This is a genomic window from Streptomyces luteoverticillatus (assembly GCF_003970715.1).
GTDB classification, from domain to species: Bacteria; Actinomycetota; Actinomycetes; order Streptomycetales; family Streptomycetaceae; genus Streptomyces; species Streptomyces abikoensis.
The window spans coordinates 3,162,344-3,186,572 of sequence record NZ_CP034587.1; the positions used below are offsets into that span (position 1 = coordinate 3,162,344).

35 protein-coding genes are annotated in these 24,229 nt (G+C 68.2%); 3 read left to right on the plus strand and 32 right to left on the minus strand.

The features are described 5' to 3' along the window. Window positions 1-36: 36 nt before the first annotated feature. Entirely contained in the window at window positions 37-1,125 is a 1,089-nt protein-coding gene (locus EKH77_RS13680; RefSeq protein WP_240667347.1) for a hypothetical protein, read from the plus strand. Window positions 1,126-1,156: 31 nt separating this feature from the next. On the opposite strand, the gene EKH77_RS13685 is transcribed toward EKH77_RS13680, so the two are convergent. Then, the gene (locus tag EKH77_RS13685) at window positions 1,157-1,939 is read right to left on the minus strand and encodes a hypothetical protein (protein WP_126914672.1); all 783 of its coding nucleotides are present in this window, start codon (window positions 1,937-1,939) and stop codon (window positions 1,157-1,159) included. Between the two features lie 240 nt (window positions 1,940-2,179). On the opposite strand from EKH77_RS13685, the gene EKH77_RS13690 reads away from it, so the two are divergent. Further along, entirely contained in the window at window positions 2,180-4,264 is a 2,085-nt protein-coding gene (locus tag EKH77_RS13690; RefSeq protein WP_126914673.1) for a glycosyltransferase family 4 protein, read from the plus strand. A gap of 102 nt (window positions 4,265-4,366) precedes the next feature. On the opposite strand, the gene truA is transcribed toward EKH77_RS13690, so the two are convergent. From truA to rpsJ, 31 genes are all read right to left on the minus strand, one after another. Beyond that, window positions 4,367-5,221, minus strand: a complete 855-nt coding sequence (gene truA / locus EKH77_RS13695) for a tRNA pseudouridine(38-40) synthase TruA (protein WP_126914674.1) — start codon at window positions 5,219-5,221, stop codon at window positions 4,367-4,369. A gap of 75 nt (window positions 5,222-5,296) precedes the next feature. Further along, window positions 5,297-5,761 (minus strand): 50S ribosomal protein L17, encoded by a 465-nt coding sequence (rplQ, locus tag EKH77_RS13700; protein WP_126914675.1) that lies wholly within the window; start codon window positions 5,759-5,761, stop codon window positions 5,297-5,299. Between the two features lie 150 nt (window positions 5,762-5,911). Then, window positions 5,912-6,934 carry a DNA-directed RNA polymerase subunit alpha gene (locus tag EKH77_RS13705; protein ID WP_004946635.1) on the minus strand — a complete coding sequence of 341 codons (1,023 nt, stop codon included), beginning with the start codon at window positions 6,932-6,934 and terminating at the stop codon, window positions 5,912-5,914. Between the two features lie 161 nt (window positions 6,935-7,095). Next, a complete protein-coding gene (gene rpsK, locus EKH77_RS13710) occupies window positions 7,096-7,500 on the minus strand; it encodes a 30S ribosomal protein S11 (RefSeq protein WP_003956432.1) in 405 nt (134 codons plus the stop codon). A 71-nt stretch (window positions 7,501-7,571) separates the two neighbouring features. Then, a complete protein-coding gene (gene rpsM / locus EKH77_RS13715; RefSeq protein ID WP_126914676.1) occupies window positions 7,572-7,952 on the minus strand; it encodes a 30S ribosomal protein S13 in 381 nt (126 codons plus the stop codon). Window positions 7,953-8,140: 188 nt separating this feature from the next. Continuing rightward, the gene (gene rpmJ, locus EKH77_RS13720) at window positions 8,141-8,254 is read right to left on the minus strand and encodes a 50S ribosomal protein L36 (protein WP_003956441.1); all 114 of its coding nucleotides are present in this window, start codon (window positions 8,252-8,254) and stop codon (window positions 8,141-8,143) included. Window positions 8,255-8,315: 61 nt separating this feature from the next. Next, a complete protein-coding gene (infA, locus tag EKH77_RS13725) occupies window positions 8,316-8,537 on the minus strand; it encodes a translation initiation factor IF-1 (RefSeq protein WP_003956442.1) in 222 nt (73 codons plus the stop codon). A 140-nt stretch (window positions 8,538-8,677) separates the two neighbouring features. After that, complete coding sequence (gene map / locus EKH77_RS13730; RefSeq protein ID WP_126914677.1) at window positions 8,678-9,514, minus strand: type I methionyl aminopeptidase; 837 nt, start codon at window positions 9,512-9,514, stop codon at window positions 8,678-8,680. Between the two features lie 120 nt (window positions 9,515-9,634). Next, complete coding sequence (locus tag EKH77_RS13735) at window positions 9,635-10,291, minus strand: adenylate kinase (protein ID WP_126914678.1); 657 nt, start codon at window positions 10,289-10,291, stop codon at window positions 9,635-9,637. Continuing rightward, window positions 10,291-11,604 (minus strand): preprotein translocase subunit SecY, encoded by a 1,314-nt coding sequence (secY, locus tag EKH77_RS13740; RefSeq protein ID WP_126914679.1) that lies wholly within the window; start codon window positions 11,602-11,604, stop codon window positions 10,291-10,293. The genes EKH77_RS13735 and secY overlap by 1 nt, the downstream gene beginning before the upstream one ends. 205 nt (window positions 11,605-11,809) lie before the next feature. Continuing rightward, window positions 11,810-12,265, minus strand: coding sequence for a 50S ribosomal protein L15 (gene rplO, locus EKH77_RS13745; RefSeq protein WP_126914680.1), 456 nt, complete (start codon window positions 12,263-12,265; stop codon window positions 11,810-11,812). 1 nt (window position 12,266) lies between these two features. Next, complete coding sequence (gene rpmD / locus EKH77_RS13750; RefSeq protein WP_087927574.1) at window positions 12,267-12,449, minus strand: 50S ribosomal protein L30; 183 nt, start codon at window positions 12,447-12,449, stop codon at window positions 12,267-12,269. Beyond that, on the minus strand, window positions 12,449-13,051 hold the full coding sequence (gene rpsE / locus EKH77_RS13755) for a 30S ribosomal protein S5 (RefSeq protein WP_126914681.1): 603 nt from the start codon (window positions 13,049-13,051) through the stop codon (window positions 12,449-12,451). Before rpsE ends, rpmD begins: the two co-directional genes overlap by 1 nt. 46 nt (window positions 13,052-13,097) lie before the next feature. After that, window positions 13,098-13,481 (minus strand): 50S ribosomal protein L18, encoded by a 384-nt coding sequence (gene rplR, locus EKH77_RS13760; protein WP_126914682.1) that lies wholly within the window; start codon window positions 13,479-13,481, stop codon window positions 13,098-13,100. 3 nt (window positions 13,482-13,484) lie between these two features. Continuing rightward, window positions 13,485-14,024 (minus strand): 50S ribosomal protein L6, encoded by a 540-nt coding sequence (rplF, locus tag EKH77_RS13765; protein ID WP_126914683.1) that lies wholly within the window; start codon window positions 14,022-14,024, stop codon window positions 13,485-13,487. Between the two features lie 21 nt (window positions 14,025-14,045). After that, window positions 14,046-14,444, minus strand: a complete 399-nt coding sequence (rpsH, locus tag EKH77_RS13770; RefSeq protein ID WP_126914684.1) for a 30S ribosomal protein S8 — start codon at window positions 14,442-14,444, stop codon at window positions 14,046-14,048. Window positions 14,445-14,654: 210 nt separating this feature from the next. Further along, window positions 14,655-14,840: a type Z 30S ribosomal protein S14 gene (locus EKH77_RS13780; protein WP_071964550.1), complete on the minus strand. Its 186-nt coding sequence runs from the start codon at window positions 14,838-14,840 to the stop codon at window positions 14,655-14,657. Between the two features lie 5 nt (window positions 14,841-14,845). Next, complete coding sequence (gene rplE, locus EKH77_RS13785; protein ID WP_126914685.1) at window positions 14,846-15,397, minus strand: 50S ribosomal protein L5; 552 nt, start codon at window positions 15,395-15,397, stop codon at window positions 14,846-14,848. After that, window positions 15,397-15,708, minus strand: a complete 312-nt coding sequence (gene rplX, locus EKH77_RS13790) for a 50S ribosomal protein L24 (RefSeq protein ID WP_126914686.1) — start codon at window positions 15,706-15,708, stop codon at window positions 15,397-15,399. Before rplX ends, rplE begins: the two co-directional genes overlap by 1 nt. 3 nt (window positions 15,709-15,711) lie before the next feature. Next, a complete protein-coding gene (rplN, locus tag EKH77_RS13795) occupies window positions 15,712-16,080 on the minus strand; it encodes a 50S ribosomal protein L14 (protein ID WP_099199421.1) in 369 nt (122 codons plus the stop codon). A 117-nt stretch (window positions 16,081-16,197) separates the two neighbouring features. Continuing rightward, window positions 16,198-16,479, minus strand: coding sequence for a 30S ribosomal protein S17 (gene rpsQ, locus EKH77_RS13800; protein WP_019888756.1), 282 nt, complete (start codon window positions 16,477-16,479; stop codon window positions 16,198-16,200). Next, window positions 16,479-16,703 (minus strand): 50S ribosomal protein L29, encoded by a 225-nt coding sequence (gene rpmC / locus EKH77_RS13805; RefSeq protein WP_030368408.1) that lies wholly within the window; start codon window positions 16,701-16,703, stop codon window positions 16,479-16,481. Before rpmC ends, rpsQ begins: the two co-directional genes overlap by 1 nt. After that, window positions 16,703-17,122: a 50S ribosomal protein L16 gene (gene rplP / locus EKH77_RS13810; protein WP_106677952.1), complete on the minus strand. Its 420-nt coding sequence runs from the start codon at window positions 17,120-17,122 to the stop codon at window positions 16,703-16,705. Before rplP ends, rpmC begins: the two co-directional genes overlap by 1 nt. A 5-nt stretch (window positions 17,123-17,127) precedes the next feature. Continuing rightward, the gene (rpsC, locus tag EKH77_RS13815; protein WP_030368410.1) at window positions 17,128-17,958 is read right to left on the minus strand and encodes a 30S ribosomal protein S3; all 831 of its coding nucleotides are present in this window, start codon (window positions 17,956-17,958) and stop codon (window positions 17,128-17,130) included. Then, entirely contained in the window at window positions 17,958-18,305 is a 348-nt protein-coding gene (rplV, locus tag EKH77_RS13820) for a 50S ribosomal protein L22 (RefSeq protein ID WP_031012097.1), read from the minus strand. The genes rpsC and rplV overlap by 1 nt, the downstream gene beginning before the upstream one ends. Window positions 18,306-18,348: 43 nt before the next feature. Next, window positions 18,349-18,630 (minus strand): 30S ribosomal protein S19, encoded by a 282-nt coding sequence (gene rpsS / locus EKH77_RS13825; RefSeq protein WP_126914687.1) that lies wholly within the window; start codon window positions 18,628-18,630, stop codon window positions 18,349-18,351. A 12-nt stretch (window positions 18,631-18,642) separates the two neighbouring features. Continuing rightward, on the minus strand, window positions 18,643-19,479 hold the full coding sequence (gene rplB, locus EKH77_RS13830; RefSeq protein ID WP_004950440.1) for a 50S ribosomal protein L2: 837 nt from the start codon (window positions 19,477-19,479) through the stop codon (window positions 18,643-18,645). A gap of 39 nt (window positions 19,480-19,518) precedes the next feature. Continuing rightward, window positions 19,519-19,842 carry a 50S ribosomal protein L23 gene (gene rplW / locus EKH77_RS13835; protein ID WP_058046827.1) on the minus strand — a complete coding sequence of 108 codons (324 nt, stop codon included), beginning with the start codon at window positions 19,840-19,842 and terminating at the stop codon, window positions 19,519-19,521. Next, window positions 19,842-20,492 carry a 50S ribosomal protein L4 gene (rplD, locus tag EKH77_RS13840; protein ID WP_126914688.1) on the minus strand — a complete coding sequence of 217 codons (651 nt, stop codon included), beginning with the start codon at window positions 20,490-20,492 and terminating at the stop codon, window positions 19,842-19,844. The genes rplW and rplD overlap by 1 nt, the downstream gene beginning before the upstream one ends. A gap of 7 nt (window positions 20,493-20,499) precedes the next feature. Next, the gene (gene rplC / locus EKH77_RS13845; protein WP_058942728.1) at window positions 20,500-21,144 is read right to left on the minus strand and encodes a 50S ribosomal protein L3; all 645 of its coding nucleotides are present in this window, start codon (window positions 21,142-21,144) and stop codon (window positions 20,500-20,502) included. A gap of 13 nt (window positions 21,145-21,157) precedes the next feature. Beyond that, a complete protein-coding gene (gene rpsJ, locus EKH77_RS13850; protein WP_003948644.1) occupies window positions 21,158-21,466 on the minus strand; it encodes a 30S ribosomal protein S10 in 309 nt (102 codons plus the stop codon). Window positions 21,467-22,144: 678 nt separating this feature from the next. Here rpsJ and EKH77_RS13855 point away from each other — a divergent pair. Continuing rightward, a complete protein-coding gene (locus tag EKH77_RS13855; protein WP_240667348.1) occupies window positions 22,145-24,196 on the plus strand; it encodes a PIG-L family deacetylase in 2,052 nt (683 codons plus the stop codon). Window positions 24,197-24,229 lie beyond the last annotated feature (33 nt).

Below are 24,229 nucleotides of genomic sequence, written 5' to 3' on the forward strand. Positions count from 1 at the left end.
CCCGAGGCGGCGACCAACCGGTTTACGATGCACGCCATGAGCTTTGGGCAGGGTGGGCCGTACGGGGCCCAGGGGGATTCCGGGCCGCACACCACGCCGTGGGGGGCGCCGCCGCCCCAGCAGCCCGGGCAACCTGGGCAGCCGCAGCCCGGGCAGTTCGGACCACCTCCCGGGCAACCGGCTCAGGCGGCCCCCCTCCCGCCGCAGCAGCCCGCCGCGCACCCGGGCGCCCAGCCACCCCAGGCCCCGCCCCTGCCGCACCCGGGCGTCCTGCCGCAGCCCTGGGATCGGCCGCAGGCCGGCGGCACGCCCGACTGGGCCGCGCTGGCCGACACCGCCGACCGGAACCGCCGCCGCAAGTGGCTGCTGATCGGCGGCGGCGCGCTGGCCACCGCCGCGGTCGCCGCGATCGTCGCCACGGCCGTGGTGCTGTCCGACAAGGGCGACAAGAACCTCCCCGCCGCCGAGAAGCTGCCCAGCGCCTCGGCCGGCACCCCCGAGCCGACGTTCTCCAAGGCCGTGACCCCGCCGCCCAACCCGCGCGAGTTCATATCCAGCCAGGAGAAGGACACTGCCCCGCTCACCGTCAAGACGCTCTTCCCGCACTCCAAGCCGTCGCTGGACAAGCGCGTCTACAAGCGGGCCGCCCAGGACACCGCCACCGACTGCGCCTCCGTCGCCCAGGGCGGACTGGGCCAGGTCCTCGCCGACAACGGCTGCCGCCAGGTGCTGCGCTCCACCTACGTACGGGACGGGGTCGCCGTCACCGTCGGCGTCGCCGTCTTCGACACCAAGGCCGCCGCCGACAAGGCCAAGGAGCAGTCCACCGGCAACATCGCCCCCCTCACCGGGGACGACGCGGCGTCCTTCTGCCAGGGCACCGCCTGCCGGCTGAGCGCCAACGCCGAGGGCCGCTACGCGTACTTCACCATCGCCGGGTTCACCAACGGCTCCGCCGTCACACCCGACGACACCAAGGCCCTCCAGGCCGGGCGGGACGTCGCGGGCTACACCTTCCGCCGCATCATGGCCCGCGCCAACGCGCAGGCGGCCGCGGCGGCCTCGCCCAAGCCGTCCGGGAAGCCCTCGGCCAAACCGTCGGACTCGGCCAAGAACAAGGCCTGACCCCGAGGGCGGGAGTCCGGGCCACCGCTCCTCACTCCTGAATCTCCCCGTCCCCCTCCTCGGCGCCCTCGCCACCCTCCCCCGGGTCGCCGTCGGCGGGCGGCGCGGTGGGCGGGCGTTCCGCCCGCAGCAGCCGCTCGACCTTCGCGACCTGCGCCGCGACGAGCGCCGGCGGGATCTCCACCGCCCCGGGGTCGGACAGGTGCGTGGCGAAGAACATCGACAGCGTGGATCCGCTGCGCACCACCGTCACCAGAGTCGGAGCCCCCTCCGCCGCGTTGACCATGCGGTACGCCAGCGCCTCTGCCCCCAGCCGGGGCGCGGGCAGCACCGTCACCGCCTCGAACCGCTGGGGCTGCCCCTCCCCCGTGCGCATCGCGAAGCCCCCCGCGCAGTCGGACACCGCCCGGCGCAGCTCCCGGAGCGTGACGAGCGCCCCGTCGTCCGCGTAGGCGGACACCCGGACCGTCCCCAGCAGGCCCTGGAAGCCGTGCTCCCGCGAGGACTTGGAGAACGTCCGTACGAGCGAAGCGACGGGCGCGGGCTCCTGCCGGGGGCCCAGGGCCAGCACCAGCGGCCGGCAGGCGGGCCGGCCCGTGCTCGGCAGCCCGTGCCCGGCGCTGCCCTCGGAGGCCCGTTCGAGGACGAAGCCGGGCACCTCACGGGCATCCAGCGCCACGTGCTTGAGCTGATCGGCGCTGAACACCTGGACGACCGACGGCCCTTCGGCGCCCCCGGCCTCGTCCTTGCCCTCGCCGGGCCTGCCCCCGCCGACACCGGCGCAGCCGGTCAGCAACAGGAGGGCCGTCAACACCCCTACGGGGGAAGCCGTCAGGCCCCGTTTACCCTTCACCCTCATCAGGTCCACCCTCATGACGTCCGCCCTGCCCTCCAGTTCGCGGCGCTCGCCGAGCGGCGCCCCTCATGGCTTCTTGCGACGTGACCCAGGCCACAATGTAGGCTGCGCAGGCATCGGAAGCCCCTCCCTACGGTCCCACCGGCGGTTCGAGCCGCGCGGAGCCCCGGCCGGTCGGGCCGAACACCCAAGGGCGCTATGAAGATCTCTTTCCTTTTGCAGAACGCCTATGGCATCGGCGGAACCATCCGCTCCACTTTCAATGTGGCGGGCGCCCTCGCCGCCCGGCACGACGTCGAGATCGTGTCCGTCATCCGCAGCGGCGAGAAGCCCCGGCTGACCCTCCAACCCGGCGTACGGCTCATCAACCTCATCGACCAGCGCGCCGACAAGGGCGCCGACCTCGACGACGCCCTCCTCGGCCAGGACAGCCAGTACATCCCGCCCGTCGAGGCCAAGGGAGCGCACTTCAGCGCCCTCACCGACCAGCGGGTATCCGCACACCTCGCCGCCACCGACGCAGACGTCGTCATCGCCACCCGCCCCGGACTCGTCATGTACCTCGCCGAGTTCGGCCAGGACCGCTATCTGCGGATCGGCCAGGAACACCGGATCTACGGCACCCACGAGGCCGCCATCCGCGCCTACCAGGACGCGTCCATCCCCCACCTCGACGCCCACACCACGGTCTCCGAGGCGGACGCCGTCACCCACCGGGAGCAACTCCCCGGCATCAAAACGAAGATCGTATGCATCCCGAACGGCTGCCCGCCGTCCGAGGTCGAACCGGCCGACCCGGAGAGCAAGTTGGTCGTAGCCGCCGGACGGCTCATCCCCGTCAAACGCTACGACCTGCTGATCAACGCCTGGGCCGCCGTCGCCGAGGCGCACCCGGACTGGAAGCTCCGCCTCTACGGCCGCGGCCCCGAACAGGCCAAACTCCGCGCCCAGATCGACAGGCTCGGCCTGAATGAGTCACTGACGCTCATGGGCGCCCACTCCCCCATCGAAACCGAATGGGCCAAGGGCTCCATCGCCGCCGTGACCTCCCGCGAGGAGTCCTTCGGCATGACGATCGTCGAGGCCATGGGCTGCGGCGTCCCCGTCGTCGCCACCGACTGCCCCCACGGCCCCGGCGAGATCATCAGCGACGGCGAGGACGGCCTGCTGGTCCCCGTCGGCGACAGCGACGCGATCGCCAAGGGCCTGATCAAACTGATCGAGGACGACGAACTCCGCCGCACCATGGGCGCCGCCGCCCGCGTCTCCGCGCGGCGCTACGCGCCCGAACGCATCGCCGACGCATACCTGGAGCTCATCGACGACCTCGGCGGCCCCCGCCGCACCGGCGACGAACAGGCCACCACCGCGAAACCGGCCCGGCCCACGCTCAGGCGGCGCCTGCGCCGCACCGTCGGCAGGATCGTCCGGCCACTGCGCCGCCAGGCGGCGCCCCCGCGCGAGAAGAAGGTCCTCAAGGACATCGTCGTCCGCAAACCACTGCGCCCGGTCGCCTCCTGTCGCGTCAACTCCGAGGGGGACATCGTCGTTTCGGTGGACCCGAAGGGCGTCAGCGGGGAGAACCTCTCCCTGACCGTCACCCGCCGCAAGGAGAACAAGCCGGCCGCGGTCCCCCTGACGCCGCCGTCCGAAGCGGACGCGCCCTGGACCGCCGTCCTGAAGCGGACCGAACTCCGCCTGGGCGAAGGCCGCTGGGACCTCCACGTGGTCCGCGCCGACGACCGCGCCCGCCGCCGCGTCGTCGCCCATCTCCCCGAAGGCCGCCGCCTGTTGACCCTGGAACCGCTTCCGGGCTCCCCCTTCACGTGGTGGATCCCCTACTCCACCGTCGACGGCTACCTCGCCCTGCGCGCCTGGCACCGCGACGGCCACTCGGAGGCGCGCGCGCTGAGGCCGGACGGGAACTCCTTGACCGTCGAAGGCGCCCTGTACGGGGTGGAGTTCGCCTCCGAGGGGACACCCTTGCTGGTCGGCACCCCACGTGGTGAGGCGGCCTCGGAAGTGACAGCGGAAATCGAGCTCGTGGACGCGACGACCTTCAGGGCGACGCTGCCGTACGACCGCCTTCGCGCGGCCCGCGCCGGGGAGGAGAGCGCGACGTGGGACCTGGCCGTACGGCTGGCCCCGGACGCGGCGCCGATCCGGATCGGCCGCCTTGTGGGGGACATCGTCGACCGCAACAAGACGGATGTGTATCCGGGGGTGGCGGGGGTGCGGCCGTACTTCACGGTGACGAGTGATCTGGCGGTGAATCTCCCCTGACCCGCCCCTTCCCGTTTCTTTCAGGGGCTGCCGCCCCCGAACCCCCGTGTCCTCAAACGCCGGACGGGCTGATTTCAGCCCGTCCGGCGTTTGAGGACGTCTCTAGCAGCAACCCGCCCCGGGCAGCGACCTCTTGTTCCGCGCCGCGAGGTTCCGCGCGGCGAGCTCGGAGTCCGCCGGGTACCCGACCTCCTCCAGCGTCAGCCCGTGCGGTCGCACCACGTGCACCGCCGAGTCGCGGACTCCCGCACGCAGCACCTTGCCCGGCCAGTCCACCGGCCGGTGCCCGTCGCCGACGAACAGCAGCGCGCCCACCAGCGACCGCACCATGTTGTGGCAGAACGCGTCCGCCCGCACGGTCGCCGTCACGACACCCGAAGCGTCCCGCACCCAGCTCAGCTCCTGGAGCGTGCGGATGGTCGTCGCACCCTCGCGCTTCTTGCAGTACGCGGCGAAGTCGTGCTCACCCAGCAGCGCACGCGACGCCGCGTTCATCGCGTCCACGTCCACCGGCCAGTCGTGCCACAGCACATGACCCCGCAGCAGCGGATCCACGCCGCCCGGGTGGTCGACGACCCGGTAGGCGTACCGTCGCCAGATCGCGGAGAACCGCGCGTTGAACCCGGCCGGGGCCTCCGCCGCACGCCAGACCCGGACGTCGTGCGACAGCCGCCCTGCCAGTCGGCGCAGCAGTTTGTCCTCGTGCTCGGCCCAAACCTCCGCCGGAAGATCGACATGCGCGACCTGGCCCCGGGCGTGGACGCCCGCGTCCGTACGGCCGGCGACCGTCAGCTCGTACGTCTCCTTGGACCGGGTCACGGTCCGGATCGCGTTCTCGAGCTCACCCTGCACGGTGCGCTGGCCCTCGCGCTGCTTGGCCCAGCCGGAGAAGTCCTTGCCGTCGTACGACAGGTCCAGCCGCACCCGTACGAAACCGGGCTCAACCTCGTCACTCACCGAGTGTTTCCTCTCAGAATGCGGGACGGGCCCGCCCCCGGAAGGGGCGGGCCCGTCACTGACACGTCAGACGCGTCAGGCGTCCTTCGACTCCTCGGCCGGAGCCTCGGCGGCGGCCTCGGTCTCCTTGACCGCACGCTTGGTGGCGGCCTCGGCCTCGGCGACGGTCGCCTTCTTGGCGATCTCACCCTCGACCAGCTCGATCACAGCCATCGGGGCGTTGTCGCCACGACGGTTGCCGATCTTGGTGATACGGGTGTAGCCACCCGGACGCTCGGCGAAGCGCGGAGCGATCTCGGTGAAGAGCACGTGCACGATGCCCTTGTCCGTGATCGTCTGCAGCACCTGGCGACGGTTGTGGATGTCGCCCTTCTTCGCCTTGGTGATCAGGCGCTCGGCGACCGGACGCAGGCGGCGGGCCTTGGCCTCGGTCGTCGTGATGCGGCCGTGCTCGAAGAGCGACTTGGCGAGGTTCGCCAGCATCAGCTTCTCGTGCGCGGCACCGCCGCCCAGACGGGCACCCTTGGTGGGACGCGGCATGGTATTTCTCCTAGAGGTCTGCCCCGGCCGTATCAGGTACCGGAGTCAGTATCCGAGCGGGCGGTCGCCCGTCGGAGATCCGGGGCAAGCCCCGGAAGGGGCGCGGGGAACTGCGCGACAAGCCACAGCGCACCCGCACCCGAAGACCGATCAGTACTGCTCGGTCTCCACGAAACCCGCGTCCGCGTCGTCGTCGGCGCCAAAGGCGTCGGCGGCGGCGGTCGGGTCGAATCCGGGCGGGCTGTCCTTGAGGGCCAGGCCCATGCCGGCCAGCTTCGCCTTGACCTCGTCGATCGACTTCGCACCGAAGTTGCGGATGTCGAGCAGGTCGGCCTCGGAGCGGGCGACGAGCTCACCCACGGAGTGGATGCCCTCGCGCTTGAGGCAGTTGTAGGAGCGAACGGTGAGCTCGAGCTCCTCGATCGGCAGCGCCAGGTCGGCGGCCAGGGCGGCGTCCGTCGGGGACGGGCCCATGTCGATGCCCTCGGCGTCGATGTTGAGCTCGCGGGCCAGACCGAACAGCTCGACCAGGGTCTTACCGGCGGACGCCATGGCGTCACGCGGGCGCATGGCCTGCTTGGTCTCGACGTCGACGATCAGCTTGTCGAAGTCGGTGCGCTGCTCGACACGGGTCGCCTCGACCTTGTAGGTGACCTTGAGAACCGGCGAGTAGATGGAGTCGACCGGGATACGGCCGATCTCCTGGCCCACCTGCTTGTTCTGGACGGCGGAGACGTAGCCGCGACCGCGCTCGACGGTCAGCTCCATCTCCAGCTTGCCCTTGGCGTTCAGGGTCGCCAGGACCAGGTCGGGGTTGTGCACCTCGACGCCGGCCGGCGGGGCGATGTCCGCGGCGGTGACCAGACCCGGGCCCTGCTTGCGCAGGTACATCACGACCGGCTCGTCGTGCTCCGAGGAGACGACCAGCTGCTTGATGTTCAGGATGAGGTCGGTGACGTCCTCCTTGACGCCCGGCACGGTGGTGAACTCGTGCAGGACACCGTCGATGCGGATGGACGTGACAGCCGCACCCGGGATCGAGGAGAGGAGCGTACGACGCAGGGAGTTGCCGAGGGTGTAGCCGAAGCCCGGCTCCAGCGGCTCGATCACGAACCGCGAGCGGAACTCGTCGACGACCTCTTCGGTCAGCGAGGGACGCTGAGCGATCAGCATGTTGTGAATCCTTCAGTCATGGGCGCCCGCTATTTGACGCCCTCTGCCACCGGACGGTAGTCCGATGTCGTCACTGTGCAAGGGTACGGGCGGCACGGCCCCCGTGAAGGGGAGCCGTACCGCCCGGCACCTTACGAACAACCGTGCGAAACGGCGCAGCGTCAGACGCGGCGGCGCTTCGGGGGACGGCAGCCGTTGTGCGGGGTCGGGGTGACGTCCTGGATGGAGCCGACCTCGAGACCGGTCGCCTGGAGCGAACGGATGGCGGTCTCACGACCGGAGCCCGGGCCCTTGACGAAGACGTCAACCTTGCGCATGCCGTGCTCCTGCGCGCGACGGGCAGCCGACTCGGCGGCCATCTGCGCGGCGAACGGGGTGGACTTGCGCGAGCCCTTGAAGCCGACGTGGCCGGCGGAGGCCCAGGAGATCACGTTGCCCGAAGGGTCGGTGATCGAAACGATGGTGTTGTTGAACGTGCTCTTGATGTGCGCGTGGCCGTGAGCGACGTTCTTCTTTTCCTTGCGGCGCACCTTCTTGGCAGCGCCCTGACGACCCTTGGGGGGCATGTCTTACTCCTGAATGGAGAGGGAGGTGGTCGGTCCTACAGCGAAGACCGCTGATGAGCGTCCGCTGTGGACTACTTCTTGCCCGGCTTCTTCTTGCCGGCGATGGCGCGACGCGGGCCCTTGCGGGTACGAGCGTTCGTGCTGGTGCGCTGACCGTGGACCGGCAGACCGCGGCGGTGACGCAGACCCTGGTAGCAGCCGATCTCAACCTTGCGGCGGATGTCGGCCTGAACCTCACGACGGAGGTCACCCTCGGTCTTGATGTTGGCGTCGACGTACTCGCGGATCTTGACCAGGTCCTCCTCGGACAGGTCACGAACGCGGGTGTTCGGGTTCACACCGGTGGAGGCGAGGGTCTCCTTCGCCAGGGTGCGGCCGATGCCGAAGACGTAGGTGAGTGCGACCTCCACGCGCTTTTCGCGCGGGATGTCAACACCGGAAACGCGTGCCATTGAATGGCTCCTGTTGGTGTTCGGGGGTCTTCCGCAATGCCATTCCGTGGCCGCCGTACCAGGTACGGACCAGGTCCCCGGCCCCCGCCGGAGGTGTCACCGACCCCGTGCCGGGGCTAGGTGGGCGCTGCGTATGTACATGTATTGCTCGCGTCGCGCGAAGAAACTGCGGAGTGCAGGTTCTGCGATCAGCCCTGGCGCTGCTTGTGGCGCAGGTTGTCGCAGATGACCATGACCCGGCCGTGGCGGCGGATCACCTTGCACTTGTCGCAGATCTTCTTGACGCTCGGCTTGACCTTCATGGGATGTGAGGTTCTCCGGGTCAGTGCCGTCGCCCCGCCGGAAGCGGGACGTCGACAAGATCTACTTGTAGCGGTAGACGATCCGGCCACGCGTCAGGTCGTAGGGAGACAGCTCCACGACGACCCGGTCATCCGGGAGGATTCGGATGTAGTGCATCCGCATCTTGCCGCTGATGTGCGCGAGGACCTTGTGACCGTTCTGGAGCTCTACCTTGAACATGGCGTTCGGCAGAGACTCGATCACGGTGCCCTCGATCTCGATGGCACCTTGCTTCTTGGCCACGCTTCGCCTTTCGAATCGGCTACCTTGATCGACTCTCCCATATGCACGCGGGCATGCGGATACACGAGAGCCGACGCGTCAGTCTACGTCAGGGCAAACGAAAAGCCTAATCCAGGGTGCTTGCCCGACCATGGAGATCCTTACGCAAGGGGATCCGGCGCGGCAGTGATCCCATACTCCGCGAGCTTCGCGCGGCCGCCGTCGACCGCCGTCAGGACCAGCGGGCCCTGCTCCGTCAGGGCGACGGAGTGCTCCCAGTGGGAGGACCAGCTCTTGTCGTCCGTGAGGACCGTCCAGTCGTCCGCCAGGACGTGCGTCCTCGCCGTGCCCAGGCTCACCATGGGCTCGATCGCGATGCAGAAGCCCGGGACCAGCTTGGGGCCCTTGCCGCGCTTGCGGGAGACGTAGTTCAGCAGGTGGGGGTCCATGTGCATCTCGGAGCCGATGCCGTGGCCGCCATAGTCCTCGATGATCCCGTACTTCCCGGAGGCCGGGCGGGGCTGGCGGCGGATGTAGCCCTCGATGGCCTTGGAGATGTCCACGAGCCGGTTGCCGGCCCGCACGGCCGCGATGCCGGCCCACATGGACTCCTCGGTCACCCGGGAGAGCTCGATCAGCTCCGGAGCGTGACCGGTGCCCACGAAGGCCGTGAAGGCCGCGTCGCCGTGCCAGCCGTCCACGATGGCGCCGGCGTCGATGGAGATGATGTCGCCGTCCTTGAGGACGGTCTTCTCGTCCGGGATGCCGTGGACGACGACCTCGTTCACCGAGGTGCAGATCGTGGCGGGGAAGCCGCCGTAGCCGAGGAAGTTCGACTTGGCGCCGTGCTCGGCGATCACCTTGCGGGCGACCTCGTCCAGGTCCTTGGTGGTGGCACCCGGCACCGCGGCCTCCCGGGTGGCCGCGTGGACGGCGGCGACGACCAGCCCCGCCTCACGCATCTTCGCGATCTGCTCCGGGGTCTTGATCTCGACCATGACCATGCCTTCCTGGCTGTTGCATCGAATACTGCGTCGAAACACCGCATCGAAATATTGCTCGGACAAACACTACGGCCGCGACACCCCGAGGGGCATCGCGGCCGTGGCGAGAGGGACTCACGCCTCCCGGGACGGGAGGGCGTCCATCGCGCGCTGGGTGACCTCGGCGACCTTGCCGAGGGCCGAGATCGTGACCACCAGGCCCTGGGCCTTGTAGTAGTCGATGATCGGCTCGGTCTCGCTGTGGTAGACCTCGAGGCGCTTGCGGACCGTGTCCTCGGAGTCGTCCTCACGCTGGTACAGCTCGCCGCCGCAGACGTCGCAGACGCCCTCCGCGGCCGGCGGGTTGTAGATCACGTGGAAGATGTGGCTGCTGTCCTTGCGGCACATCCGGCGGCCGGCGATGCGCTTGACCACCTCGTCCTCCGGGACCTCCAGGTCCAGGACGGCGTCGAGCCCCAGCCCGTCCGCCTTGAGGATGGTGTCCAGCGCCTCCGCCTGGGCGAGGTTGCGCGGGAAGCCGTCCAGCAGGAAGCCCTCGGCGGCGTCCTCCTGCTCCATGCGGTCCTTGGCCATCCCGATGGTGACCTCGTCCGGCACGAGCTGGCCGGAGCGCATGTACTCCTGGGCCTTCTGGCCGAGCGGCGTGCCCTGGCTGATGTTCGCCCGGAAGAGGTCGCCCGTCGAGATGTGCGGGATCGCGAGATTCTTGGCGAGGTACGCGGCCTGCGTACCCTTGCCGGCGCCGGGCGGCCCGACGAGGACGATTCGCATCAGCGGAGGAACCCTTCGTAGTTGCGCTGCTGAAGCTGGCTCTCGATCTGCTTCACAGTCTCCAGACCGACACCCACGATGATCAGGATGCTGGTTCCACCGAACGGGAAGTTCTGGTTCGCGTTGAGTGTGACCAGTGCCACGGTCGGCACGAGCGCGATCAGACCCAGGTACAGCGATCCCGGCCACGTGATGCGGTTCAGCACATAGCTCAGGTACTCCGCGGTGGGACGGCCAGCCCGGATCCCCGGGATGAAACCACCATACTTCTTCATATTGTCGGCAACTTCTTCGGGGTTGAAGGAGATGGCGACGTAGAAGAACGCGAAGAACACGATCAGCAGGAAGTACGTGACCATGTATACAGGGTGGTCACCCTTGACCAGGTTGGCCTGGACCCACTGTGCCCAGTCCGCCTTGGAGCCGGTGAACTGCACCAGCAGCGCCGGGATGTAGAGCAGCGACGAGGCGAAGATGACGGGAATCACACCCGCCTGGTTCACCTTCAGCGGGATGTAGGTGGACGTACCGCCGTAGGAACGGCGGCCGATCATGCGCTTCGCGTACTGGACCGGAATGCGGCGCTGAGCCTGCTCGACGAAGACCACGAGCGCGACCATGGCCAGACCGCACAGGATCACCAGGCTGAACTCCAGCCAGCCACCGAGCAGCTTGCCCTGCATCTTGATGGCCCACAGCGCGCCCGGGAAGCCGGCGGCGATGGACGTGAACATCAGGATGGACATGCCGTTGCCGATGCCGCGGTCGGTGATCAGCTCACCGAGCCACATGATCAGCGAGGTGCCGGCGGTCATGGTGATGACCATGACGACCGTGGTGAAGATCGACTGGTTCGGAACGATCTGGTTCCCGACGGTGCAGTTGCCGAAGAGCGCACCGCTGCGGGCCGTGGCCACCAGGCCGGTGCCCTGGAGGATGGCGAGGGCGACGGTCAGATAACGCGTGTACTGCGTGATCTTGGTCTGGCCGGACTGGCCCTCCTTCTTGAGGGCTTCGAGTCGCGGAATGACCACGGTGAGCAGTTGGAGGATGATACTGGCCGTGATGTACGGCATGATCCCGAGCGCGAAGATCGTGATCTGCAGCAGCGCACCACCGCTGAACATGTTCACGAGGCCGAAAAGGCCCTGCCCACTCTTGGCCTGGTCCATACACGTCTGGACATTGCGGTAGTCGACCCCCGGGACGGGGATGTGGGCCCCGAGCCGGAAGAGAACCATGATGCCCAGCGTGAAGAGCAGCTTCTTGCGCAGGTCGGGCGTCTTGAACGCCCGGGCGAACGCGGTGAGCACGGTGCCTCCTGCGCCCCCCACGTGGCTGCGTGAGAGGTGACGGTCTTGAGGTTCGACGAATACGTAGAGTCAGCCAAAATCCGCGCGGGCAGAGTCCGCGCGGAAGTTAACAGTGCACGCCACCTTACCGGCGACCATGCCCCCCTTGGAACGACCAACCGGGGATGCCCCTATTGGGACATCCCCGGTTGTCAGATCAACGAACTCAGATGAGCTCGGTGACGGTGCCGCCGGCGGCGGCAATCTTCTCCTGGGCGGAGCCGGAGACGGCGTCGACCGTCACCTGCAGCGCCACGGAGATCTCGCCCTGGCCAAGGACCTTGACGAGCTCGTTCTTGCGAACAGCGCCCTTGGCGACCAGGTCGGCCACCGTGACCTCGCCACCCTGCGGGTAGAGCGCGGCCAGCTTGTCCAGGTTCACGACCTGGAACTGCTTGTGGGCGGGGTTCTTGAAGCCCTTCAGCTTCGGGAGACGCATGTGGAGGGGCATCTGGCCACCCTCGAAGCGCTCCGGAACCTGGTAACGGGCCTTCGTACCCTTGGTACCGCGACCAGCCGTCTTACCCTTCGACGCCTCACCACGACCGACACGGGTCTTGGCGGTCTTGGCGCCCGGGGCGGGACGGAGGTTGTGGACCTTCAGCGGGTTCTGCTCCGCCATGTCAGTCGACCTCCTCGACCGTCACGAGGTGGCGGACGGTCTGCACCATGCCGCGGATCTCGGGGCGGTCCTCCTTGACAACCACGTCGTTCAGGCGCTTGAGCCCGAGCGAACGCAGGGTGTCGCGGTGGTTCTGCTTGCTGCCGATGTAGGACTTGACCTGCGTGACCTTGAGGCGAGCCATTACGCACCCGCCCCTGCACGCGCCCGCAGCAGAGCGGCGGGGGCGACGTCCTCGAGCGGCAGACCACGACGGGCGGCGATCTCCTCGGGACGGGACAGTCCCTTGAGGGCCTCCACCGTGGCGTGCACGATGTTGATCGGGTTCGAAGAACCGAGCGACTTCGACAGGATGTCGTGGATGCCGGCGCACTCGAGCACCGCACGCACCGGGCCACCGGCGATAACACCGGTACCGGGGGACGCGGGCTTGAGCATGACGACGCCGGCCGCCTTCTCACCCTGGATCGGGTGCGGGACGGTGCCCTGGATACGGGGGACCTTGAAGAAGTTCTTCTTGGCCTCTTCCACGCCCTTGGCGATGGCAGCCGGAACTTCCTTGGCCTTGCCGTAACCGACACCGACCGTGCCGTCACCGTCGCCCACCACGACCAGCGCGGTGAAGCTGAAGCGGCGACCACCCTTGACAACCTTGGCGACGCGGTTGATCGCGACTACGCGCTCAACGTATGCGGTCTTCTCGGCGGCAGCGCCACCGTCACGGCCCTTCCGGTCCCGCCGCTCGCCGCCACCGGCACCGCTTCCGCGGCGCTGGGGTCCAGCCATTGGAATTACCTCTCTCTGTTACGTCCGCTAGCTCCGGAACCGGGGCTTAGAACTTCAGCCCGGCTTCGCGGGCGGCGTCCGCCAGAGCGGCAATGCGCCCGGCGTACTGGTTGCCACCGCGGTCGAACACGACGGCCTCGACACCGGCGGCCTTGGCACGCTCGGCCACCAGGGCGCCGACCTTCTTGGCCTGGGCGCTCTTGTCGCCCTCGCCACCGCGGATCGACGCGTCCAGGTGCGACGCCGACGCCAGGGTGTGACCCTTGATGTCGTCGATGACCTGGGCGGTGATGCCACGGTTGGAACGCGTCACGACCAGGCGCGGGCGCTCCGCCGTACCCGACAGGGTCTTGCGGATGCGGATGTGGCGGCGCAGCTTCGCAGCGCGCTTGTAGGCGTCGCCCTTGGCGATCTTCACACCGTATGCCATGGCTTACTTACCCGCCTTTCCGACCTTGCGGCGGATGACTTCGCCCTCGTACTTGACGCCCTTGGCCTTGTACGGGTCGGGCTTCCGCAGCTTGCGGATCTTCGCGGCGACCTCGCCGACCTTCTGCTTGTCGATGCCCTCGACCGAGAACTTGGTCGGAGCCTCAACCTTGAAGGTGATGCCTTCGGGAGCCTCGATCAGGATCGGGTGGCTGTAGCCGAGGGAGAACTCCAGGTTGGAGCCCTTGGCGACAACGCGGTAACCGACACCGCTGATCTCGAGCTTCTTCACGTAGCCCTGGGTCACGCCGGTGATCATGTTCGCCACCAGCGTGCGGGACAGGCCGTGGAGAGCCTTGTTCTGACGCTCGTCGTTGGGACGGATCACCTGAAGGGTGCCGTCCTCGCCCTTGACGATCTCGATGGGGGCGGACAGCGAGATGTTCAGGGCGCCCTTGGGGCCCTTCACCTGCACGTCACGGCCATCGATGGTGACGTCCACACCAGCGGGAACCTGGATGGGCAGCTTGCCAATACGCGACATTAGCTATTCCTCCGTTCCCGATTACCAGACGTAGGCGAGGACTTCCCCACCCACGCCCTTCTTGCTGGCCTGCTGGCCGGTCAGGAGACCGTGGGACGTGGAGATGATCGCCACGCCCAGGCCGCCGAGGACCTTCGGCAGGTTGGTGGACTTTGCGTAGACCCGGAGGCCCGGCTTCGAGATCCGCTTGATGCCCGCGATGGAGCGCTCACGGTTCGGACCGAACTTGAGGTCGAGAACGAGGGACTTGCCAACCTCGGCGTCCTCGACCTTCCAGCCGGAGATGTAGCCCTCCTGCTGCAGGATCTCGGCGATGTGCGCCTTGATCTTGCTGTGGGGCATGGCCACGGTGTCGTGGTAAGCCGAGTTCGCGTTCCGCAGACGGGTCAGCATGTCTGCGATCGGATCGGTCATGGTCATGTTTGGCCTTCGGCCTCTCTCGCCGGGGTTTCCTATCTGCGCCATCCCTCTCCCCGAACTCAAGTCGGGACGGGTGCGGCGCGGGGACCTACGGCGTAGTAAGACGGTCATGGGCGGCGGGCGCCCAACCCTTCAACTCTACGGGAGTGAAGGGCTGGGCCCCACCGTCCTTGATGCTTACCGAGAGCCCTGGTCAACCCAAGTGGGTTGTTACCAGGAGCTCTTGGTCACGCCCGGCAGCTCGCCACGGTGAGCCATCTCACGAAGGCACACGCGGCAGAGGCCGAACTTGCGGTACACGGAGTGCGGGCGGCCGCAGCGGTTGCAGCGCGTGTACGCGCGAACCGCGAACTTGGGCTTGCGCGCGGCCTTCGCGATCAGAGACTTCTTCGCCATCTCGGTCACGCCTCCTTGAAGGGGAAGCCGAGGTGACGAAGGAGGGCGCGGCCCTCGTCGTCGTTGGTCGCCGTGGTCACCACGGTGATGTCCATACCCCGGACGCGGTCGATCTTGTCCTGGTCGATCTCGTGGAACATGACCTGCTCCGTGAGACCGAAGGTGTAGTTGCCCCGACCGTCGAACTGCTTCGGGGACAGACCACGGAAGTCGCGGATGCGCGGGAGCGCGAGCGACAGGGTGCGGTCCAGGAACTCCCACATGCGGTCGCCACGGAGGGTGACGTGGGCACCGATCGGCTGGCCCTCGCGCAGCTTGAACTGCGCGATGGACTTGCGAGCCTTGGTGACGGCCGGCTTCTGGCCGGTGATCGTGGTGAGGTCGCGGATGGCGCCCTCGATCAGCTTGGAGTCGCGGGCGGCGTCGCCCACACCCATGTTGACCACGATCTTGGTGAGGCCGGGAACCTGCATGACGTTCTCGTACGAGAACTCCTCACGCAGCTTGCCCGAGATCTCCTCACGGTACTTCGTCTTGAGACGCGGAGTGGTAGCCATCAGATGTCCTCACCCGTCCGCTTGGCAACGCGGATCTTGTTGCCGTTCTCATCGAAGCGGTAGCCGACGCGCGTGACGACCTTCTTGCCGTCCTTCTCCACGACGAGCTGAACGTTGCTCACGTGGATCGGGGCCTCGGTGATCACGATGCCACCGGCCTGGTTCTGCGCGGCCTTGGTGTGCTTCTTGACCCGGTTGACACCCTCGACGAGGACGCGGTTCTCGCGGGGCATGGCCACGATGACCTTGCCCTGCTTGCCCTTGTCCTTACCGGTGATGACCTGGACCAGGTCGCCCTTCTTGATCTTCATCGGTTACAGCACCTCCGGCGCGAGCGAGACGATCTTCATGAACTTCTTCTCGCGCAGCTCTCGGCCCACGGGGCCGAAGATACGGGTGCCGCGGGGGTCACCGTCGTTCTTGAGAACGACAGCGGCGTTCTCGTCGAAACGGATGTACGAGCCATCCGGACGGCGGCGCTCCTTGACGGTGCGAACGATGACGGCCTTGACGACGTCACCCTTCTTCACGTTGCCACCGGGGATCGCGTCCTTGACGGTGGCGACGATGACGTCACCGATGCCCGCGTAGCGGCGACCCGAGCCACCGAGAACACGGATGCAAAGGATCTCCTTGGCACCAGTGTTGTCGGCGACCCGAAGTCGCGACTCCTGCTGGATCACGTCTATCTCCTGATCGTCTGCCGGTTCCCGGCGGGGGCCTCACGGTGTTCGTTCAAACAGTCATGAGGCCCCGCGCCGAGCCTGGCGGAACTTATCTGAGGGAAACCCCCTCAGAAATTACTTGGCCTTCTCGAGGATCTCGACGACGCGCCAGCGCTTGGTCGCCGACAGCGGACGCGTCTCCATCAGGAGGACGCGGTCGCCGACGCCGGCAGCGTTCTGCTCGTCGTGCGCCTTGAGCTTGTTCGTACGGCGGATGACCTTGCCGTACAGGGCGTGCTTGACACGGTCCTCGACGGCGACGACGACGGTCTTGTCCATCTTGTCGCTGACGACGAGACCCTCACGGGTCTTGCGGAAACCGCGCTCGTTCGTCTCAGTCACATTCTTCTCGCTCATCAGGCGCTCTCCACCGTCTCGATGCCCAGCTCACGCTCGCGCATCAGGGTGTAGATCCGGGCGATGTCCTTACGGACGGACTTGAGCCGACCGTGGTTCTCGAGCTGCCCCGTCGCCGCCTGGAAGCGGAGGTTGAACAGCTCTTCCTTGGCCTCACGGAGCTTCGCGACGAGGTCCTCGTCGTTGAGCTCGCGCAGCTCGGTCGCCTTGATACCAGCGGCCATCACGACTCACCTGCCTCGCGCCGAACAATGCGGCACTTCATCGGAAGCTTGTGGGCGGCGCGGGTCAGCGCCTCACGAGCGACCTTTTCGTTCGGGAAGGACAGCTCGAACATCACCCGACCGGGCTTGACGTTCGCGATCCACCACTCCGGAGAACCCTTACCGGAACCCATGCGGGTCTCGGCCGGCTTCTTCGTCAGCGGACGGTCCGGGTAGATGTTGATCCAGACCTTGCCGCCACGCTTGATGTGACGGGTCATGGCGATACGAGCGGACTCGATCTGCCGGTTCGTCACGTAGGCCGGGGTCAGGGCCTGAATGCCGTACTCACCGAAGGCGAGCTCGGTGCCACCCTTGGCCATGCCGTTCCGCTTGGGGTGGTGCTGCTTGCGGTGCTTGACCCTGCGAGGGATCAGCATGTCGGTCAGGCCTCCGTTCCGGTGGACTCGGCCGGAGCAGCGGCAGCGGCCTCGGCCTTGGGGGCCTCGGCAGCGGCGCTCTGCTGCGGCTTGCGGCCGCGGCCGCCACGCTCGCCACCACGGCCACCACGGGCCGGGCGGTCCTGAGCGCCACCACGGGACGGGCGGTTGCCCGCACGCGCGGCGGCGTTCTCGGCGCGGACCTCGGCGATGTTCTTGACGTCGCCCTTGTAGATCCAGACCTTCACGCCGATGCGGCCGAAGGTGGTCTTGGCCTCGAAGAAGCCGTAGTCGACGTTCGCACGGAGCGTGTGCAGGGGCACACGGCCCTCGCGGTAGAACTCCGAGCGGGACATCTCGGCGCCGCCGAGACGGCCACCGCACTGGATCTTGATGCCCTTGGCGCCGGCCTTCATCGTCGACTGCATGCTCTTACGCATGGCGCGACGGAAGGAGACGCGGGAGGACAGCTGCTCGGCGACGGCCTGGGCCACCAGCTGAGCGTCCACCTCGGGGTTCTTGACCTCGAGGATGTTCAGCTGAACCTGCTTGCCGGTCAGCTTCTCCAGCTCGCCACGGATGCGGTCGGCCTCGGCGCCACGGCGGCCGATGACGATGCCCGGGCGGGCGGTGTGGATGTCAACGCGGACGCGGTCGCGGGTGCGCTCGATCTCAACCTTCGAGATACCGGCGCGCTCCATGCCCTTCGTCATCATGCGACGAATGGCGACGTCTTCCTTGACGTAGTCCTTGTACAGCTTGTCGGCGTACCAACGGGACTTGAAGTCCGTGGTGATGCCGAGCCGGAACCCGTGCGGGTTAACCTTCTGGCCCATTACCGGGTTCCTTCCTTGCTGCTGACGACCACGGTGATGTGGCTGGTCCGCTTGCGGATCCGGTAGGCACGGCCCTGGGCACGCGGACGGAACCGCTTCAGGGTCGGGCCCTCGTCCACGAACGCCTCGCTGATGTACAGCGACGAAGCGTCCGTGTGGTCGTAGTTGTGCGCGGCGTTGGCAATGGCGCTGTCCAGCACCTTGCCCACCGGCACGCTCGCGGCCTGCGGGGCGAAACGCAGGACCGCCTGAGCCTCCGTGGCATCCATGCCACGGATGAGGTCCACCACGCGGCGGGCCTTCATGGGCGTGACGCGGATGTACCGCGCCTGGGCCCTGGCTTCCATGGTTGTCCCTTCGGTGTCAGTCATAGTCGTTCACACCCCGCCTTTAGCGGCGCTTCGACTTGCGGTCGTCCTTGACGTGGCCGCGGAAGGTGCGGGTCGGCGAGAACTCGCCGAGCTTGTGGCCGACCATCGACTCGGTGACGAACACCGGGACGTGCGTCTTGCCGTTGTGCACCGCGAGCGTGTGGCCGAGCATGGCCGGCACGATCATGGAGCGACGGGACCAGGTCTTGATGACGTTCTTGGTACCGGCTTCGTTCTGTACGTCCACCTTCTTCATGAGGTGGCCGTCGACGAAGGGTCCCTTCTTGAGACTACGCGGCATCTAAACCCGCTCCTAGCGCTTCTTGTTCGTCTTGCGGCGGCGGACGATGTACTTGTTGCTCGCCTTCTTGGGAGAACGAGTACGACCCTCCTTCTGACCCCACGGGGAGACCGGGTGGCGACCACCGGAGGTCTTACCCTCACCACCACCGTGCGGGTGGTCGACCGGGTTCATCGCGACACCGCGGACGGTCGGGCGAACGCCCTTCCAGCGCATGCGGCCGGCCTTGCCCCAGTTGATGTTCGACTGCTCGGCGTTGCCGACCTCGCCGACAGTGGCGCGGCAGCGGACGTCGACCAGGCGGATCTCACCGGACGGCATACGAAGGTGGGCCATGGTGCCCTCCTTCGCCAGCAGCTGCACGGAGGAACCGGCGGAGCGGGCGATCTTCGCACCGCCACCGGGACGCAGCTCGATGGCGTGGATGGTCGTACCGACCGGGATGTTGCGCAGCGGCAGGTTGTTGCCCGGCTTGATGTCGGCCCCGGGGCCGTTCTCGATCCGGTCACCCTGGCCGAGGCCGCGGGGAGCGATGATGTAGCGCTTCTCGCCGTCCACGTAGTGGAGCAGCGCGATGCGCGCGGTGCGGTTCGGGTCGTACTCGATGTGAGCGACCTTGGCCGGCACGCCGTCCTTGTCGTGACGACGGAAGTCGATCACACGGTAGGCGCGCTTGTGGCCACCGCCCTGGTGGCGAACGGTCACACGACCGGCGTTGTTACGGCCGCCCTTGCTGTGCAGCGGGCGGACCAGCGACTTCTCCGGCGTGGACCGCGTGATCTCGACAAAGTCGGCGACGCTGGAGCCACGACGGCCCGGGGTCGTCGGCTTGTACTTGCGGATACCCATTTCTCAGTCCTCGTCCGATTCCGGACGACTCGGACTCCGTTAGGAGACCGGGCCGCCGAAGATGTCGATACGGTCGCCCTCGGCGAGGGTCACGATGGCGCGCTTGGTGTTGGCGCGCTTGCCGAAACCGGTCTTGGTGCGCTTGCGCTTACCCTGACGGTTGATCGTGTTGACCCCGGTGACCTTGACCGAGAAGACCGCCTCGACGGCCTGCTTGATCTGGGTCTTGTTGGCGCGCGGGTCGACGATGAACGTGTACTTGTTCTCGTCCAGCAGCGCGTAGCTCTTCTCGGAGACAACCGGCTTGACCAGGAGGTCGCGCGGGTCCGAGAACGTCTTGCTGGTGACGACGGCCTCAGTCATCAGGCCTCGCTCCCTTCGGTCTCAACGGCCTTGGGGCCAGACACGAAGGACTCGAAGGCGGCCTGGGTGAAGACCACGTCGTCGGAGACGAGCACGTCGTACGTGTTCAGCTGGCCCGGCTCCAGGATGTGAACCTGGGGCAGGTTGCGGGCGGACAGCCACGCGGCCTCGTCGGAGCGCTCGGCGACCAGGAGCAGGTTCTTGCGCTCCGAGACCTTGCCGAACAGGACCTTGGCGGCCTTGGTGGAGGCAGTGCCCTCGACCACGCCGGAGACGACGTGGATGCGGGAGTGGCGCGCCCGGTCGGAGAGGGCGCCACGCAGGGCGGCGGCCTTCATCTTCTTGGGGGTGCGCTGCGAGTAGTCGCGCGGCACGGGACCGTGCACGACGCCACCACCGGCGAACTGCGGCGCGCGGGTCGAACCCTGACGGGCGCGACCGGTGCCCTTCTGGCGGTAAGGCTTCTTGCCACCACCACGGACCTCGCCGCGAGTCTTGGTCTTGTGCGTGCCCTGACGGGCAGCGGCCAGCTGCGCGACGACGACCTGGTGGATCAGCGGGACGCTGACCTTGGCGTCGAAGATCTCCGCGGGGAGCTCGACGGTCCCGGCCTTGTCGCCCGCCGGCGAAAGGATGTCAATGGTGCTCATCGTTACCTCAGGCCCCCTTGGCCGCGGTACGGACCAGGACGAGGCCGCCGTTCGGACCAGGAACCGCGCCCTTGATCAGGAGCAGGCCCTTCTCCGCGTCAACGGCGTGGACGGTCAGGTTCTGGGTGGTGACCCGCTCGTTGCCCATGCGGCCCGCCATACGGAGGCCCTTGAACACGCGGCCCGGGGTGGCGCAGCCACCGATCGAACCGGGGGAGCGGTGCTTGCGCTGGGTGCCGTGACCGGCGCCGAGGCCCTTGAAGTTGTGACGCTTCATGACACCGGCGAAGCCCTTGCCCTTGCTCTTGCCGGTGACGTCAACCTTGACGCCCGACTCGAACACGGCAGCGGTGATCTCCTGGCCGAGCGTGTACTCGCTGGCGTCAGCGGTACGCAGCTCCACCAGGTGGCGGCGCGGGGTGACGTCGGCCTTGGCGAAGTGACCCTTGAGGGGCTTGTTCACCTTGCGCGGGTCGATCTCGCCGAAGGCGATCTGGACCGACTCGTAGCCGTCGATGTCGTTGGTGCGGACCTGGGTAACGACGCAGGGCCCGGCCTTGACGACGGTCACCGGGACGACACGGTTGTTCTCGTCCCAGACCTGGGTCATGCCGAGCTTCTCGCCCAGGACGCCCTTAATGTTCTTAGCCATCTCGCGCGTCACCTCAGAGCTTGATCTCGATGTCGACGCCCGCCGGCAGGTCGAGACGCATCAGCGAGTCAACCGTCTTCGGCGTGGGGTCGAGGATGTCGATGAGGCGCTTGTGCGTGCGCATCTCGAAGTGCTCGCGCGAGTCCTTGTACTTGTGCGGCGACTTGATGACGCAGTACACGTTCTTCTCAGTGGGCAGCGGCACCGGGCCCGCGACCGACGCACCAGTGCGGGTCACCGTCTCGACGATCTTCTTCGCCGAGGAGTCGATGACCTCGTGGTCGTAGGCCTTGAGCCGGATGCGGATCTTCTGTCCCGCCATGGCTACTCAGTAGTCCTGTCTCTCGTAACGCTCTGGGACTCGGTCGGCTGCCTCCGGAGGCCTTCCGGACGCTGCTCTTCCTCACTCCACCTCCGACCCACGCGGTCGGGCGTGTCGCGCCCCTTCCAGCAAAATCCCCAAAGGGGATTCCCTGCTCAAGGGGTTTGTGGGGGAAGAACACCCACCGAGCGCCTGGTCGGTACCCCGCTGGCACTTCCCGGAAGATTCCCGTACTTCCGCCCCTCATAAGGGACGACGAGTACTGCGGGACTCGCTTCCAGTCCTCCCGGCGGGAGGCGCGCAGCATCGGCACTCAACCGAGCAACCTGAACAGTGTGCCATACGGTCGGGAAGAGGCGCCAATCGAAGCTGAAGACGGTACCCCGAGCGGCGCACTTGTCAAACCACCCCGCCGACATACGGGACACTATGGTCGCGAAACGCCCGGGCCGTCGCCGAGCGGGCCCGGTGTCGCCCGGCGGGGTGCTTTGCCGGGCCCCGGGCAACCTCCCGGGAGCCCCGGTCGTCCCCTATCACGTATCACGCCGGGGTACGGCCGGGACGGCGCGCTGGACGACGGGACGGAGTCATCTAGTTGAACACCTCACAGCGCAAGGGGCTCACGCGGCGGTCCGTACTCACCGGTATCGCCGTGGCCACCGCGGCCGCCGCCACCGGGTGCGGCGACGGCGGCGCCGGGTCCAGCCGGGTCGCCCCCTCCCCGACGCCCTCCAGTCCACGGGCCCCGCCGGCGCGGGATCGTTCACCGGCGGCGGGGACGCGCTGCTCCTCCAGGTCATGGCCCACCCCGACGACGACCTGTACTTCATGAACCCCGACGCCCGGCACATGGTCGAGGCGGGCGCCCCCGTGGTCTCCGTCTATGTGACCGCCGGCGAGTCCGTGGGGCAGAACTGGATCGAGGGCATGCCCAAGCGCGGGCCCGACAAGGCCGCCTACTCCTCGGCCCGCCACCAGGGCCTGCGCCAGGCCTACGCCGAGCTCCTCGGCCGGGACAAATTCACTCCTTGGAAGAAGTCCGTCATGGACCTTCCGGGTGGTTGCCGCGCCGAGGTCAACGAGCTCGGCGAGGGCCGCCGCACGGTCCGGCTGATCTTCCTCAACATCGCCATGTTCTCCGCCGGCGAGACCCGGCTCCCCCTGCTGTGGGACCGGCCGTACGCCGTGATGCAGACCCTGGTGGCCACCGGCTCCCCCTGCGGCTCCGTCTCCACCTACCACCACCAGACCCTGGTGGACGCGCTGGTCGCGATCATGGAGAAGTACCGGCCCACCGTCGTCCACACCATGGACCCCGACCCCGACTACCAGGTCCACGACGCCACCCACCCCAAGGACAACGACTACGGGGCGTGCTCGGACCACCGCGACCACACCCCCACCGCGCTCTTCACCTGGAAGGCGCTGGGCCAGTGGGTCTCCCGGCACACCCGGCGCGAGGGCCACCCGCCGCGCTTCACCACCCTCGCCTTCCGCGGCTACTACAACCAGCGCTGGCCCTACAACCTCCCGTCCGAGATCGTGGACGAGAAGTACCGCCTCGTCGCCGCCTACGGCGGCGACCCCGGCTGGGCCTGCCAGAACCAGGGCGGCTGCGGCGACTACGGCCAGGGCGGCGAGCGCCCCCTGCAGAACCGCAAGGGCTGGATCCGCTCCACCCACTACCGCTACCCGGGCCCCATCGCCGTCGCCGACAGCGACCGCTCGGGCCGCCTGGAGGCGTACGGCGTCCTCGGCCTCCAGGCCGTGCGCTGGCAGGAGACCTCCCCCGGCAGCGGCCGCTGGGGCGCCCCCGTGGGCCTCGGCGGCGGCCCGCTGGCGCCCGCCGTCGCCTCGGTCAAGGACGCCAAGGGGCACCGGCTGCTGTTCGCCCTGCGCTTCTCCTCCCTGGAGGGCCAGGGCCGGGGCAACAGCCGCGAGATCACCGTCCTGGAGCAGCACAGCCCCGGCGGCGCCTTCAACGCCTGGAAGAGCCTCGGCAACCCCGAGCACAAGGCCGAGCGCGGCCGCCGCGTCGGCGTGCCCGCCGCCGTCGCCACCCCCGACGGCCGGGTCCACCTCTTCGTCCGCAACGCCGGCAAGGGCCTCTCCAGCCGCGTGCGCGAGCCCGACGGCAGCTGGGGCAAGTGGCAGAGCCTCCACGGCCAGGAGATCCAGGAGGGCCTCTCCGCCGCCCTCGACGGGCAGGGCCGCGTCCACGTCTTCGGCATCGGCCGGGACACCGTCCACCACTGGAGCCAGGACGCCCCCGGCAAGCCCGTCCGCGTCATGCCGCTGCACGGCCTGCCCGGCCCCGGCGGCAACCAGATGGGCGCCGCCCTCGGCGCGGACGGCGGGCTGACCGTCGTCTACCGCACCCCGACCGCCGCCGAGCCCGTCGGCTACAGCCTGGGCCGGGACGGCAACGGCGCCGACCGGACCGGCGGCTCCGGGCTGCGCTCCTTCACCGGCTACGGCCCGCTCGCCGCCTGCACCGTCCCCCGCCGGGGCGGCCGGGACTCCCTGATGGTGCTGGGCCGCGCCCTGAGCGGCGAGATACAGCTCGCGGACGCCGAGGCCGGCGACGGGCCCGTCCGCGCGCCCCGGGGCATCACCGCCGTGGGCGCCTCCGGGCTCGTCACCGACTCCGGCCAACGGGTGTGCGCCGTGGGCCTCCGCCCCGACGCCACCCCCTGGGTCTGGCGCCCGGCCCCCGGCTCGGGCGTCTGACCCTCCCGTACGCGTGGCCGAGGAGACCGCCCT

Excerpts from the sequence above, each read along its gene's own strand:
- rplC (WP_058942728.1), bottom strand. The coding sequence starts at position 21,144 with ATGGCTAAGAACATTAAGGGCGTCCTGGGCGAGAAGCTCGGCATGACC.
- rplV (WP_031012097.1), bottom strand. The coding sequence starts at position 18,305 with ATGGAAGCCAGGGCCCAGGCGCGGTACATCCGCGTCACGCCCATGAAG.
- rpsK (WP_003956432.1), bottom strand. The coding sequence starts at position 7,500 with ATGCCCCCCAAGGGTCGTCAGGGCGCTGCCAAGAAGGTGCGCCGCAAG.
- EKH77_RS13780 (WP_071964550.1), bottom strand. The coding sequence starts at position 14,840 with ATGGCGAAGAAGTCTCTGATCGCGAAGGCCGCGCGCAAGCCCAAGTTC.
- rplO (WP_126914680.1), bottom strand. The coding sequence starts at position 12,265 with ATGGCGGAGCAGAACCCGCTGAAGGTCCACAACCTCCGTCCCGCCCCG.
- rplX (WP_126914686.1), bottom strand. The coding sequence starts at position 15,708 with ATGAAGATCAAGAAGGGCGACCTGGTCCAGGTCATCACCGGTAAGGAC.
- rpsQ (WP_019888756.1), bottom strand. The coding sequence starts at position 16,479 with ATGAGCGAGAAGAATGTGACTGAGACGAACGAGCGCGGTTTCCGCAAG.
- rplF (WP_126914683.1), bottom strand. The coding sequence starts at position 14,024 with ATGTCGCGTATTGGCAAGCTGCCCATCCAGGTTCCCGCTGGTGTGGAC.
- EKH77_RS13680 (WP_240667347.1), top strand. The coding sequence starts at position 37 with ATGAGCTTTGGGCAGGGTGGGCCGTACGGGGCCCAGGGGGATTCCGGG.
- rplE (WP_126914685.1), bottom strand. The coding sequence starts at position 15,397 with ATGGCTACCACTCCGCGTCTCAAGACGAAGTACCGTGAGGAGATCTCG.
- rpmJ (WP_003956441.1), bottom strand. The coding sequence starts at position 8,254 with ATGAAGGTCAAGCCGAGCGTCAAGAAGATCTGCGACAAGTGCAAGGTG.
- rpsS (WP_126914687.1), bottom strand. The coding sequence starts at position 18,630 with ATGCCGCGTAGTCTCAAGAAGGGACCCTTCGTCGACGGCCACCTCATG.
- rpmC (WP_030368408.1), bottom strand. The coding sequence starts at position 16,703 with ATGGCCGCTGGTATCAAGGCGACCGAGCTGCGCGAGCTCAACGACGAG.
- EKH77_RS13690 (WP_126914673.1), top strand. The coding sequence starts at position 2,180 with ATGAAGATCTCTTTCCTTTTGCAGAACGCCTATGGCATCGGCGGAACC.
- rplW (WP_058046827.1), bottom strand. The coding sequence starts at position 19,842 with ATGACTGAGGCCGTCGTCACCAGCAAGACGTTCTCGGACCCGCGCGAC.
- rplP (WP_106677952.1), bottom strand. The coding sequence starts at position 17,122 with ATGCTGATCCCTCGCAGGGTCAAGCACCGCAAGCAGCACCACCCCAAG.
- rpsM (WP_126914676.1), bottom strand. The coding sequence starts at position 7,952 with ATGGCACGCGTTTCCGGTGTTGACATCCCGCGCGAAAAGCGCGTGGAG.
- map (WP_126914677.1), bottom strand. The coding sequence starts at position 9,514 with ATGGTCGAGATCAAGACCCCGGAGCAGATCGCGAAGATGCGTGAGGCG.
- rplR (WP_126914682.1), bottom strand. The coding sequence starts at position 13,481 with ATGGCATACGGTGTGAAGATCGCCAAGGGCGACGCCTACAAGCGCGCT.
- EKH77_RS13705 (WP_004946635.1), bottom strand. The coding sequence starts at position 6,934 with ATGCTGATCGCTCAGCGTCCCTCGCTGACCGAAGAGGTCGTCGACGAG.
- rpsE (WP_126914681.1), bottom strand. The coding sequence starts at position 13,051 with ATGGCTGGACCCCAGCGCCGCGGAAGCGGTGCCGGTGGCGGCGAGCGG.
- rplQ (WP_126914675.1), bottom strand. The coding sequence starts at position 5,761 with ATGCCGCGTCCCACCAAGGGTGCCCGTCTGGGCGGCGGTGCCGCGCAC.
- rpsJ (WP_003948644.1), bottom strand. The coding sequence starts at position 21,466 with ATGGCGGGACAGAAGATCCGCATCCGGCTCAAGGCCTACGACCACGAG.
- rplB (WP_004950440.1), bottom strand. The coding sequence starts at position 19,479 with ATGGGTATCCGCAAGTACAAGCCGACGACCCCGGGCCGTCGTGGCTCC.
- rpsH (WP_126914684.1), bottom strand. The coding sequence starts at position 14,444 with ATGACCATGACCGATCCGATCGCAGACATGCTGACCCGTCTGCGGAAC.
- rplD (WP_126914688.1), bottom strand. The coding sequence starts at position 20,492 with ATGAGCACCATTGACATCCTTTCGCCGGCGGGCGACAAGGCCGGGACC.
- EKH77_RS13735 (WP_126914678.1), bottom strand. The coding sequence starts at position 10,291 with ATGCGAATCGTCCTCGTCGGGCCGCCCGGCGCCGGCAAGGGTACGCAG.
- rpsC (WP_030368410.1), bottom strand. The coding sequence starts at position 17,958 with ATGGGCCAGAAGGTTAACCCGCACGGGTTCCGGCTCGGCATCACCACG.
- rpmD (WP_087927574.1), bottom strand. The coding sequence starts at position 12,449 with ATGGCTCGCCTCAAGGTCACGCAGGTCAAGTCCTACATCGGCAGCAAG.